This window comes from Candidatus Nanopelagicus limnes (genome assembly GCF_002287885.2).
Classification (GTDB): Bacteria; Actinomycetota; Actinomycetes; order Nanopelagicales; family Nanopelagicaceae; genus Nanopelagicus; species Nanopelagicus limnae.
Genome location: NZ_CP016768.2, coordinates 59,597 through 72,302, shown reverse-complemented (window position 1 = coordinate 72,302; position 12,706 = coordinate 59,597). Strand labels below are relative to the sequence as shown.

The window sequence follows — 12,706 nt, the reverse complement described above, 5'->3', positions numbered from 1 at the left end:
ATTTATTAAATCTCAACGCCAATATATTTAGTCTCTAAAAATTCTTCAATGCCGGCAAAACCACCTTCACGGCCCAAACCTGATTGCTTAAAGCCACCAAATGGCGCGGCTGGATCTGAAATAACACCTTTATTAATTGCCACCATTCCAGACTCTAAAGATTCTGCCACCTTCATAGCTCGTTTTAAATCAGAGGAATAAACATATGCAATCAAACCAAACTCTGTTGCGTTAGCAAGTTCGATTGCTTCCTCATCTGAATTTGTAACAACAATTGGCGCTACCGGCCCAAATATCTCCTGCGCCAAAATTGGATTATCGTTTTTAACAGATAAAACAGTTGCCGGGTAAAAAGCACCAGCGCCCACTGGCGATTTTCCACCAGTTTTAACATCCCCACCCGCAGCTACAGATGAATCAACTAACTCTGCAATTTTATTGCGCTCTTTAACTGAAACACTTGCCCCTAATTGGGCGCCAGATGATGTGCCAGGTGCCATCTTTAAGCCACCCATTGCTTTAGTAAGTTTTTCAGTGAAATCATTTGCAATCTCTTTAGCAACATAAAATCTATTGGCAGCTGTGCAAGCTGCTCCGCCATTACGCATCTTTGCCAGAAGTGCGCCAGCGACCGCATCATCAACATTAGCGTCCGATAAAACTAAGAAAGGCGCATTTCCACCTAACTCCATTGAGCATCTGATGACACGATCAGCTGCTTCTTTAAGAAGTATTCGACCAACCTCAGTTGATCCCGTGAAAGATAAGTTAACAACCCTTGGATCCTTTAAAATCTTTGCAATTGCAGGACCAGTTGGGGATGGCAAAATTAAATTGACAACACCTGCTGGAACACCAGCACGCTCCAATATTTCAATTATTGCTAGAGCTGTCAGAGGAGTTTCACCTGCTGGTTTAAGAATGACTGTGCAGCCAGCAGCGAGCGCCGGTCCAATCTTTCTAGTCGCCATCGCAGCTGGAAAATTCCAGGGTGTAATTAAAAGGGAAACACCAATTGGCTGCTTTGTAACAATAATTCTCTTATCGCCGCTTGGTGATGTTCTAAACTCACCATTTATACGTACTGTCTCTTCTGAGAACCATCTAAAAAACTCTGCAGCGTATAAAACCTCACCCTTAGCATCACTTAATACTTTGCCATTTTCTCTTGAAATAATCTCAGCTAATCGATCAGCCTCTGCCACCATAATTTCAAATGCTTTGCGCAAGATTTCACCACGCACACGAGGCGCCGTCTTTGCCCAACCTTTAAATGCTCGGTGAGCTGCATCTACAGCCTCAATGCATTGTTCTTCTGATGAAATTTGAACATTAGCAATTACTGATTCATCAGATGGATCTGTGACTGGCATGGTTGATGCGCCATTAACCCATTTACCATCAATATAGAGCTGGGTAGAAAGTTGCATAAAGATAAGCATACGCTCAGTTTTTACTGCTTAAAAATCAAGATTTAAACAGGCGTATACTTAATCTCTCAACTTCTACTTGGAGCGTGTTTTCAACTTTGCCTAACTCTTGGAGTGATAACGCACCAGCGCCAAAGGTGCTCAAAGAGCATGCTCATCTAAAAGATCCATTCTCCTATAAAATCAAAAGACGTCTTTTAGGCAATCCTTTAAACCGCCATACTTTAAGCCACCAAAGACTTGATAAAAAGTATGCGCTAGGAATTTTATCCTCTGATTGCATCTCAAGCTCTGCTTATGGTTCTGAACAGATTTTACTTGCCCTAGTTCCAGCATTTGGTCTTGCTGCATTTGCAATGTTAATGCCGATGACAATGAATGTTTTACTGATTCTTTTAATTGTTACCTTGTCATATCGAAATGTAATCTCTGTTTATACAAAAATTGGTGGGGCATACATAGTCTCTCGCGATAACTTTGGCCCAGTTGTTGCTCAAGTTGCAGCAGTTGCTCTTATGCTTGATTACATCGTAACTCTGGCAATTCAATCAGCTGCAGGAGTTGCTGCCATTATTTCCACTTTCCCAGAGCTATCTCCCTGGAAGATTCATATGACACTTGCAATCATTCTCTTGCTTACCTATGGAAATTTAAGAGGAGTAAAAGAGGCAGGTAAAGCATTTGCACTTCCTACATATCTTTTCGTTGGTTCAATGTTTACCGTCTTTGCAATCGGTATCTACCGAGAAATTTCAGGAACCCTGCCAACCTTAGATATCAACCAACCGGGAGCAGTTGAGATCGGTCAGGAGCAAGGCTTATTAACCTTTGCTGCAATCTTCATATTACTTAGAGCATTTGCAAATGGTGGATCTTCTTTAACTGGACTTGAAGCAATCTCAGATGGAGTCTCTTTGTTTAAATCACCAGAGCATATAAATGCCAGAAGAACTCTGGTAATTATGAGCACGCTGCTTGGTTCATTAGTTCTAGGTGTTTCCTACTTTGCCCACAAGATTTACGCCATGCCATATGAATCAGGAACACCAACAGTTATCTCTCAGATTGCAAAAACAATATTAGGAGATGGCGCCTTTGGCAGTGCATTTTTCATAGTTGTTCAAGCGGCAACAATGTTGATTTTATTTGCAGGTGCTAACACCACATATAGCGCATTTCCAATGGTGGTTAACTTTGTTGCCCAAGATGGTTACTTACCTAATTGGCTAACTAAACGTGGGCATAGGCTTAACTTCTCAAATGGAATTTTAGTTTTAACTGCAGCTGCGATGATTTTGATATTAGTAACTAGAGCATCAGTTGAGCATTTAGTTGCCTACTATGCACTGGGAGTATTCACTGCATTTACTCTCTCAGGTCTTGGTATGGCTAAGTATGCAAGAACCCATAAGAAAGGTGCTTGGAAGGTTAACTATGTAATTAATGGTTTATCTGGCTCAATCTCACTATTAGTAGTTTTAATCTTTGCAGTAGTTAAATTCAATCAAGGAGCTTGGGTTGTCGTTGTTGTTACACCATTTTTAGTGATGGCATTTTTAAGATTGCGCAAGCAGTACACAAGTGAACAAGATGCATTAAACATAACAATTCAGTCTTCAAGAGCCACTTCAATGACTAGACATGATGTGACGGTTTTAATTGATAGCTTTGATCTTGCCACAATAGGTGCCATTCGATACGCCAGAAGTTTAAATCCAAGAAATCTTTCTGCGGTGCATTTTGTAATTGATGATAGACGAGCTGAGATGTTAAGCAAAGAGTGGGCAAAAAATGAGGCTTGTGCTGATGTGCCACTTGAATTAATTGATTGCCCTGATAGACGTCTTGCAAATGCTGCAGTTGATTATGCAATTAGAGCAACAGCCGGCAATGATGTTGAGTTAACACTTCTCCTACCTCGTCGTTCTTACTCCAAGGTTTTAGGCTGGCTGCTTCATGATCAAACAGCTGAAGATATTGCTCGTCCTATCTCTCAACTAGAAAGAGTTGTTGCAACCATCATTCCATTTGACGTTGAAAAAATTATCTCTGGCCAAAGCAGCTGGAAGGCGCCATTAGATAAGAAAAACGAATCAAAGCAAGAAGTGCCTGTAAGAATACAGAGTGCGTTTACTAAAGCACCTGTTGCAACTAAATCAAATGAACCAATAAGCCATTACGCTGAAGATATAACCCCGATTGGCAATATCACTTGGCGTAAACGAGCACATGTTCAGGGAAGAGTTAACTCAATAAAGTCAGCACCTTCTGGATCATCCCCATTAGTTGAGGTTGAGATGTGGGATGAAAGTGGCGGCGTTACTTTGCAATTCTTAGGTCGTCGTGAAATTACCGGTCTTGAGGTTGGATCACAATTAAAGGCAGAAGGTATGGTGGGTGAAAATAATGGTCAACTAATTATTTTAAATCCATCATATGAGATTATTGTTTAACGCTTTGTTGTGAAAAAATCACTGAGTAACTGCGCGCATTCATTCTCTAGAACTCCACTTAATACCTCTGGTTTATAAATTGCACGTGAATCCCTCAATAGATCCCAGACAGATCCAACTGCGCCATACTTCTCATCAAATGAACCAAAAACTAATCTTTTAATCCTGCTCTGCGCTATGGCACCAGCACACATCCCACATGGCTCAAGTGTTACAACCATAGTTAGATCATCTAATCGGTAGTTTCCTATTTTCTTTGCAGCATTTCTAATTGCAACAATCTCAGCATGAGCGGTTGGATCATTATCTTGCTCTCTTAAGTTAGCTCCTTGCCCAACTACATTTCCGGAATCATCAACTACTAAAGCTCCGACTGGCACATCACCTTTAATGGCAGTTTCTCTGGCAAGTGATATCGCCTGTTGCATTAAGGATTTGTAATCCACTAATTACTTTCAATTACCTGATTAAATTGTTCGCCAAACCCTAATCTGCTAGCAATGGCTTCTAATTGCTCATCTGGATATAACTCACTGTCATCAAGAATGGTTAAGAGCTCCATCTCACTTACTCCTAAATCATTTAGTAGATCTAAATCCCCACCGGGTTGGGCTTCATCATCCTCTTCTGGAAATTCAAGATCTAATACTTCAATCAACTCTGCAGCGACCTCATAATCTAGGGCGTAGGTAACATCTGAGATCATCATCTGCATTTGATCCCCCAGTGCTCTTGCAATAATTACAAACTCATCCTCGATTGCGATTAATGCAATAGCTCCGCCATTGGTTTGTTGAGCCTTTAGTAAATCAATAATTGCGCCAATATCTCTATTTGAAACTAATCTGGTGGCATCCCAGCGACCATCTTCATGCCAGGCGATGATTCCAAAATCTACTGACATTTTGATCACATCCTTTCACCAACTTTATGCTCAAAACCTGACCTTCTTATTCTCCCGTTAATCAGTAGTAATTGGTAGTAGGGCTTTCCCCTTGTAGAGTAATTATGTGAAAATCCATATTGCAGACCACCCGCTGATTACACACAAGCTAACGGTGCTGCGGGATGAAAAAACTGATTCACCAACCTTTAGACGTCTTACTGAAGAGATCGTCACACTTCTTGCGTATGAGGCAATGCGCGAGGTTAAAACTCAAGCAGTAACTGTTAAAACACCTGTTGCTATGGCGCAAGGTGCGCACCTTACAAAACCAAAACCTGTTGTGGTGCCAATCCTTAGAGCAGGCCTTGGCATGTTGGAGGGATTTTCTAGATTAATTCCAACTGCTGAAATTGGATTTCTTGGCATGGTTAGAAATGAAGAGACATTAAAGGCAACAACTTATGCAAATAGATTGCCGGAGGATTTAAAAGGTCGTCAGTGTTACATATTAGATCCGATGCTAGCCACCGGCGGTACACTGGTTTCGGCCATTGAGTTCTTAGCTGCAAAGGGTGCAACAGATATAACTGCGATTTGTATCCTGGCAGCCCCGGAAGGAATTGCAGTACTAGAAAAAGCTTTTGCATCCAGCGCGCTGCAATTAAAACTTGTTACTGGCGCACTTGATGAGCGATTAAATGAAAAGGGTTACATAGTCCCAGGATTAGGTGATGCTGGTGATCGTTTATATGGTGTTGTTTAAATGGCAAGCACATCCCCCGGTTATGGAATCACAATCCGTGTTGATGGACCTGCCTCAGCGCAACCAGTATCTGAAATAACACAAGCAATCCTTGCAGCAGGGGCTGCTATTACAGCTCTTGATGTTGTTGAATCAGTTTTAGATCGAGTAGTAATAGATGTTACCTGCGATGCAATTGATGCCGAACATGCTGAAGCGATAACTGCCGCACTTTCGGCAAATAAGAATCTAAATGTTAGAAAGGTTTCAGATCGCACATTCTTGCTTCACTTAGGTGGAAAAATTGAAATCGCATCCAAAGTTCCACTTAAAACCCGTGATGATTTATCTCGTGCCTACACACCAGGGGTTGCCAGAATTTCACAAGCAATTGCTAAGGATCCTTCTGATTTAAGAAGATTAACAATTAAGCGAAATACAGTTGCAGTTGTTACTGATGGATCAGCTGTTTTAGGCCTTGGAAACATTGGTCCAGGGGCAGCTTTGCCGGTGATGGAGGGAAAAGCTGCTTTATTTAAAAGGTTTGCTGATGTTGATGCTTGGCCAGTATGTCTTGATACTCAAGATGTTGATGAGATTGTTAGAACAGTTCAAATTATTGCACCCGTTTATGGCGGAATTAATCTAGAAGATATTTCAGCACCTCGTTGTTTTGAAATTGAAGCACGATTGCGAAATCTACTTGATATTCCAGTTTTTCATGATGATCAGCATGGAACAGCAATTGTGGTTCTTGCTGCGTTAACAAATGCGTTAAAGCTTGTAAAGAAGGATTTAAAATCAACCAAGATTGTTTTAAGTGGCGTAGGAGCGGCTGGAACCGCGGTTGCAAGGTTGTTAGTTGCAAAGGGTGCTCAAAATATAATTGGCTTTGATAAGGATGGTTTAGTTTTTGAAGATAAAGGCGCAGAAGATCCAATGCGTAAATGGTTTGTAACAAACTGCTCACCTGGTTCATTTAGAGGAGATATCCATGCTGCAATGAAGGATGCTGACGTATTTATCGGCGTAAGTGCTCCGAATGTATTAACCGAAAATGATGTTAAATCAATGGCAAAGGGTGCGATTGTCTTTGCCTTAGCAAATCCAGATCCTGAGATTGATCCAGCACTGGCAAGAAAACATGCAGCAGTTGTTGCAACTGGCAGGAGTGATCAACCAAATCAGATCAACAATGTATTGGCATTTCCTGGCATCTTTAGAGGCTTACTCGATGCTCATATAACCAAAATTACCGACAATATGTTAGTGCTAGCAGCTGATGCAATTGCATCTTGTGTTTCAGATCAGCAACTAAACGCCAATTTTATTGTGCCAAGTGTTTTTGATTTAAATGTCGTACAAAAGGTGGCAGCTGCAGTAAAGAAGTCTGTTTAAATAAATGCTGAGTTTTGCCGCCTCATTTGACGAGCAACTATCTCCCGTTGCACCCTTTTTGTTTTATGTGGTTATCGCTGGCATTATTTTTATTGAAACTGGTTTGCTAATTGGGTTCTTTTTGCCTGGGGATTCTTTGCTATTTAGTGCTGGTTTAGTAGCTGCTAGTAGGGATGACATAAATATTGTTTTTCTCGTTCTTGCTGTCTTTTTAGCAGCTTTTGTGGGTGATCAGGTTGGGTATGTAATTGGCCGAAAGGTTGGCCGGCCTTACCTTGAAAAACATAAATCAAAGCGAATGCAGAAAATGCTTGCTAGGTCAGAAAAATTTTATGCTCGATACGGCTGGTGGTCAGTTGTAATTGCAAGATATATTCCTTGGGTTAGAACTTTTGTGCCACCAATTGCTGGAACCGTAAAGATGAATTACTACAAATTCTTATCTGCTAATGCATTGGGCGCTTTCTTATGGGGAGTTGGAATTACCTTAGCTGGCTTCTACTCTGGTTCAATCTCTTGGGTTGGCGATATCTCATACGCCCTTGCTGCCTTTTTTATAACAGCATCTTTAGTTTCAGCCTTTATTAATTACCGCCGAGATAGGCGCGACTGACCATTTGCAACCACACCTAAGTAGGTCAGTGCAATACCAGCAGTCAAGTAAGGTGAAATATGAGTACCGGGTGTTGGAAAAACAAAATCAATAAGCAACGATCCAATTAACATTCCGCCAACACTAAACAGAGTGAACTCAAGTACGCCAAGATGTTGAACGATATGGGCTGAGAGTGCAATGTAAATTACTCCAATTGAGCCACCTAAAAACATCCACCAAGGAGCTGTTTTAAAATTTAGAATTGAATGATCTGTAAAGATTGATCGAATTGCTAATAAAACCAAAAGAAAGCTAGTACCGGTTATAAAGTTTAAAAGTGAGGTAGCAAAACTTTTATTTGAATATGAGTTAATCCTGCCATTTAGCGCCCGCTGAACTCCAACCCATGTTCCAGCAAAGAGTGCCAAAGATAAAGCTAGTATCGAAAAATCACTCATCGCAAATCTATCCCAAGCCGATACTGCAACAGCAATAACAGTAATAATTGCTGCAGTTACCCTACGTTTAGTAATTAATGATTTAGCGCCACCGCTTAAACCTAATTTATCAACCCAAAGTGAAATGGCAGTTTGACCTGCAAGGGATGCAACAGTAAATAAAGCAACCCCAGCGATTGGCACCACATAGGTTTGCATTGCAACAAAGGATGCACCAAGTACTCCAGCTGCAAGTGTTAAAGGTGGCATTTCTCCAGCTTTTGTCGCTTTAAATATTTGCCTAAAGCCTGCTCTTACATCTTTACGAAACACAGCTATCAAAGTTACAAAAAGTAATCCGGTGGAAAATGAAACTATTGCAGCCTCTACTGAGTCACCCATTTCATCTGAGAGTGCTCCATTTACCCTAGATTGCGCAGCTATTAATACGCCAGAAAAAGCTGAAAGAAGCTCAAGTCCTACAACCTTCTCACCAGCTTTAATAATTACTCTCCTTAATAAATTCAAATAAAACTTATTAAGGAGAGTATAGAACTTATGGCAGCGCTGGGGATGAACCTAGAGTAATGTTAAATGTTTTTGATACACCAGCTGTAGTTTCAACCACCATAATCGTTTGATCACCTGGTGCGTGGCTTCTAATTCTTACTATGGCAGAGACTGCATCATTGACCTTAAAACCATCAATACTTTTCACAATCATTCCAACGCTAAGTCCTGCTTTATCTGCAGCTTGTCCTGGAGTGATAATTGCAATTTTTGCGCCGTTTCCAGTAAAGGTTGGGTCAAATGAAATACCTAAAAATGGTTTAGTTGATTTACCGGTTGCGATTAGCTCATCAGCAATTCTGATTGCCTGATTAAATGGAATTGAAAAACCAAGACCAATATTGCCGCTTGGGCCAAAGGATGAACCAAGTGTTGCAATTGCTGAGTTCACACCTACTGCCCTGCCTTGTGAGTCAACTAATGGACCACCTGAGTTTCCAGGATTAATTGCAGCATCAGTTTGAATTGCATCCATATAACTTTCAGCTGTTGTTGATCCAGTTGTTACTGGCCGATTTAATGCCGAAACAATTCCACTAGTAACAGTTCCAGATAATCCAAGGGGAGACCCAAATGCAATTACAACATCCCCAATTGCGAGGGAGGCAGAGTTGCCTCTTGGAATCTCTGGCAGATTTCCTTTATTAATTGAAATCACTGCCAAGTCATACTCAGAGTTACGACCAACAATACTTGCGGTGTAGATATCACCGTTGTTTAACTCAACCTCAATCTTGCCGCTACTTGCGGCATTTTCAATCACATGATTATTTGTGATGATGTATGAAAGGGAGGAGGTGGATTTATAGATTGAACCAGAGCCTGTGCCATTGCCAGCAAGGGCGGTAACCTCAATTGAAACTACAGAGGGTGAAACTAACTGAGCAATACTTTTAACATTTGCTCCAGTTGCGCCGATATCTATGGCACTTCTTCCCTTAGCACAGCTGCCATTAGTGGAGGCATAAAGTGCTTTGGTCTTATTATCAATACAAGCCTTAACTACCGGCACATTATTTGGAATAGCTATTGCATAACCACCAACTGAAACTGCGCCAATGATAAATCCAATTAACACTTTAACGGCACCGTTTTTCATATTCATCCCCTTATACGTCATAAAATCAATACCCAGATGGTAGGTAGTTTACTTGAGAGATAACTGAGAAATTACTGGAGTAAAGTTAAGAGATGGATCAAGATCTCACCATAGAGACCAACCGGCTTTACCTGCATACCGTGCTGCCAGATGAATACCCACTACTTGTGCAGAATTTAGCTCACCCAATTTTATGGAGTAATCGAGGATTTACTGATCCGCTTAAGTACTTTGCCAACAATCCAAATCCAATTAAGTATCGAGCTCCAAGAATTACAGCAAATCCAGAGCTTGCAAACTATTTACTTCGCGTAGTGGTATTAAAGAGTGAGCAAATAATTATTGCATCCGCCGGATTTCATGATGGCCCAGATATAAATGGCATGATTGAGATTGGTTTTGGAGTTGATAAGGCTTATCAAGGTAAAGGCTATGGCCAGGAATTACTTCACGGCATGTGGGGCTGGGTTGTAAATACTCCAGCAGTAAATACTCTTCGCTACACCGTCTCACCAGATAACTTAATTTCTCAACACATTATTAAAAAACTTGGCTTTAAACTAGTAGGAGAGCAAATAGATGAAGAGGATGGCTTAGAAGAAATTTATGAAATGAGTAGCAAGGACTACCGATCAGCCTTTCTAGGTAAATCTTCATAGCTCATATTTCTAACCTGCGGATGTAGAAGTGGCACCACAATTGCAACAACGGTGATCGCAGCTAAAATCTGTAAAAAGTTTTCAATGCCGACTAAGGTTGAAAGTGGCGCGGCAATTGCAAGCCCTACCGGTCTGAACATCATTGAACCCATTGCATCAAAGGCAGAAACTCTAGAGAGTGAATCCCTTGGCACCTTTCGCTGCAGAGCTGTATACCAAAGTGTTCCCCAAAGATCTAAGGTGATTCCAAATAGAAAAGCACCAAATGCAATCATTAAAAGTGATTGTGGTTTAGCCATTGACCAAATATAAAAAGTGATTGTGAAGGATGAGATCATTAAAAATCGCATTGGATACTTAGGCTTTACTTTTATTGCAATAATTGAACCAACTATTAATCCAGCTGACTCAGCGGTAATTACAAAGGACCAAGATTTAGCGCCATTAAAGTGTTCAAGTGCAATCAACGGTCCTAATACATTCTCTGCAGCTGCCCAGCACATAACGATAAATGAGAAAGCGCAAACGATAATTACAATCCATCTAAATGATAAAAATATCTTCCAGCCATGAATTAAGTCATCAAGCATGGTGTTTTCAGTCTTTTGCGCCCTTGGTGTTAGGTGGCGAAAGGTAAAGATCATAAGTCCTGAGATAAAAAAGCTAGCAGCATCAATTGCTAGGGTAAATGCCACGCCAAATATATCTATCAGTATCCCTGCAACCGCTGCTCCTGAAATTACGCCGGCATTTGTCATAAAAGCATTTAACGCGTTTCCCTTTTGCAAACCTTCTTCCGGCAAAACTGCTGGCATGAGTCCTGAGAATGCTGGCCAGAAGATTCCCCACATCAAACCAAAAAATCCATTTGTAATTAAAAGAATTGCTAGGGGCACTTCACCTTTTGCAAAGTAGAAAACTTGTATGAACAGAACTGCGCCCGCTGCCATGTCAGTTAGGCCAACCATTCGAGCCCTGCCATATTTATCAGCAATCACCCCACCGAAAGGTGCCATAAGTAAGAAGACAACTGTGGTTGTGCCCAATACAAATCCCAACATATTTGCGGAGCCATTTGGTAAAGCTAAGATTCCAAAAGCAAGTGCGATTGGCCCCATACCATTTCCAAAATTTGAAATAAAGCGGGCGATAAATAATCGCTTCACATACTTGTGAGCTAAAACCTCTTTTGTTAACACCTGGCTATTTTGACATATTAACTGCCGGTCTATCGGGCAGTTTTAAGCGTGAAGCAGCAATGCTAATAACAAGTAAACCTGCAATTAAGCCTGCCAGCCAATACCAGTGAGCATTAAATCCTAATAATGTGCCGGCAAAGGTAGGGCCAGCAATTAATGAGATCTGCCAAGCATTTGTTCCTGCTGCGTTATACCTTCCCCGCAGATGTTCTGGGGCTAATTGGTTTACAACCGATGGCAATATCGGTGACCAGATCATCTCACCGAGTGCGAATATAAATTGACATAAAATAACAAAAAATAACGCGCTACTTTTTATCACTCCACTTAATGCAAGGGAAACCCAAGCAACCGCCCAAAGAAGTACCGCAATAGACATCGCGGTTTTTCTCTTAACAAGAAGTAACCGTTTATTTACCCACAGTTGAAAAGCTGCAATTACAAAGGTGTTAACTGCATATGCCCATGCTAAGTCTCTTGGCGCTAAACCTGAGACAGAGGTTGAAAAAGCAGTGAAGCCAACCTCTAATTGGCTATAGCTAAATAGAACAGCAAACATTGCCACAAACCAAAATTTCACAAAGGTTTTGTCGGCTAGCACGTCTGCCCAGCCACCCTCTAACTTTGCCCGCTCAATTCGCTCATCCGCACTTCGCCTACCCACATTTTTTAAGGTTAAAACCACCACAAGATAAACAAGATAGGAGATGCCATCTCCAATAAATAAAAGCTCAAATGTTCTTGGGTTATCTAATGTGACAACAAGAGATGAAACTAAGCCACCAATTCCAATTCCTAGATTTAACATTGCAAATTGTGCGCCATATATGCGCTCACGCATATGTTCAGGTGTTAACTCTGTTGAAATCGCATTTTGTGATGGCCACATTGCAGATTGACCAGTTGCACAAACTGTTGTTACTAAAAAAGCTTGCGTAATTGTTTTAACCTGACTTAGTGAGCAATACCCAACAAAGCTGACAAGTAATGAGGTAATGAGTACTGGCTTTGGTCCCCACTTATCAATTAAGTTTCCAACCAATGGTGAGATAGCAAGGGATGAAAATGCACCATAACTTGCAATAAGTCCTGCTACTGCAATTGGAAATCCTCTTATATTGTGAAAATAGATAAAGGTATAGGGAAGTACTAAGCCGTTACCGAGTGCTGATAAGGCAATTCCAAGCAACATGACACGTGCTTGCTTAGGAAGTTTTTCGATCTTTGGATTAGCCAAT

Annotated in this window: 12 protein-coding genes; 5 read left to right on the top strand and 7 right to left on the bottom strand. The window is 41.0% G+C overall.

What is annotated here, in order from left to right:
• Positions 1–5 precede the first annotated feature (5 nt).
• Positions 6–1,442: an NAD-dependent succinate-semialdehyde dehydrogenase gene (locus B1s21122_RS00375; RefSeq protein ID WP_095681173.1), complete on the bottom strand. Its 1,437-nt coding sequence runs from the start codon at positions 1,440–1,442 to the stop codon at positions 6–8.
• Between the two features lie 86 nt (positions 1,443–1,528).
• Between B1s21122_RS00375 and B1s21122_RS00370 the strand changes: the two genes are divergently transcribed.
• The gene (locus tag B1s21122_RS00370; RefSeq protein ID WP_095681263.1) at positions 1,529–3,883 is read left to right on the top strand and encodes an amino acid permease; all 2,355 of its coding nucleotides are present in this window, start codon (positions 1,529–1,531) and stop codon (positions 3,881–3,883) included.
• Here the strand turns inward: B1s21122_RS00370 and tadA are convergent.
• Together tadA and B1s21122_RS00360 are read right to left on the bottom strand one after the other, a co-directional pair.
• On the bottom strand, positions 3,880–4,329 hold the full coding sequence (tadA, locus tag B1s21122_RS00365) for a tRNA adenosine(34) deaminase TadA (protein WP_095681174.1): 450 nt from the start codon (positions 4,327–4,329) through the stop codon (positions 3,880–3,882). The genes B1s21122_RS00370 and tadA overlap by 4 nt on opposite strands.
• The gene (locus tag B1s21122_RS00360) at positions 4,329–4,787 is read right to left on the bottom strand and encodes a tRNA adenosine deaminase-associated protein (RefSeq protein WP_095681175.1); all 459 of its coding nucleotides are present in this window, start codon (positions 4,785–4,787) and stop codon (positions 4,329–4,331) included. The genes tadA and B1s21122_RS00360 overlap by 1 nt, the downstream gene beginning before the upstream one ends.
• A 106-nt stretch (positions 4,788–4,893) precedes the next feature.
• On the opposite strand from B1s21122_RS00360, the gene upp reads away from it, so the two are divergent.
• From upp to B1s21122_RS00345, 3 genes are read left to right on the top strand one after another with little or no spacing between them, the layout of a single operon-like run.
• On the top strand, positions 4,894–5,532 hold the full coding sequence (upp, locus tag B1s21122_RS00355) for a uracil phosphoribosyltransferase (protein WP_095681176.1): 639 nt from the start codon (positions 4,894–4,896) through the stop codon (positions 5,530–5,532).
• Positions 5,533–6,909 carry an NAD-dependent malic enzyme gene (locus B1s21122_RS00350; RefSeq protein ID WP_095681177.1) on the top strand — a complete coding sequence of 459 codons (1,377 nt, stop codon included), beginning with the start codon at positions 5,533–5,535 and terminating at the stop codon, positions 6,907–6,909. It abuts the gene before it with no gap.
• A 4-nt stretch (positions 6,910–6,913) separates the two neighbouring features.
• Entirely contained in the window at positions 6,914–7,522 is a 609-nt protein-coding gene (locus tag B1s21122_RS00345; protein WP_095681178.1) for a DedA family protein, read from the top strand.
• Here the strand turns inward: B1s21122_RS00345 and B1s21122_RS00340 are convergent.
• Together B1s21122_RS00340 and B1s21122_RS00335 are read right to left on the bottom strand one after the other, a co-directional pair.
• Positions 7,498–8,469, bottom strand: coding sequence for a DMT family transporter (locus B1s21122_RS00340; RefSeq protein WP_223299058.1), 972 nt, complete (start codon positions 8,467–8,469; stop codon positions 7,498–7,500). The genes B1s21122_RS00345 and B1s21122_RS00340 overlap by 25 nt on opposite strands.
• Before the next feature lie 28 nt (positions 8,470–8,497).
• A complete protein-coding gene (locus tag B1s21122_RS00335) occupies positions 8,498–9,610 on the bottom strand; it encodes a S1C family serine protease (RefSeq protein ID WP_095681179.1) in 1,113 nt (370 codons plus the stop codon).
• A gap of 92 nt (positions 9,611–9,702) precedes the next feature.
• Between B1s21122_RS00335 and B1s21122_RS00330 the strand changes: the two genes are divergently transcribed.
• Complete coding sequence (locus B1s21122_RS00330; protein WP_095681180.1) at positions 9,703–10,269, top strand: GNAT family N-acetyltransferase; 567 nt, start codon at positions 9,703–9,705, stop codon at positions 10,267–10,269.
• On the opposite strand, the gene B1s21122_RS00325 is transcribed toward B1s21122_RS00330, so the two are convergent.
• Positions 10,236–11,468, bottom strand: coding sequence for an MFS transporter (locus B1s21122_RS00325; protein WP_095681181.1), 1,233 nt, complete (start codon positions 11,466–11,468; stop codon positions 10,236–10,238). The two genes, B1s21122_RS00330 and B1s21122_RS00325, sit on opposite strands and share 34 nt — an antisense overlap.
• A 4-nt stretch (positions 11,469–11,472) precedes the next feature.
• Positions 11,473–12,705, bottom strand: a complete 1,233-nt coding sequence (locus B1s21122_RS00320) for an MFS transporter (protein WP_150131923.1) — start codon at positions 12,703–12,705, stop codon at positions 11,473–11,475.
• Between the last annotated feature and the right edge of the window lies 1 nt (position 12,706).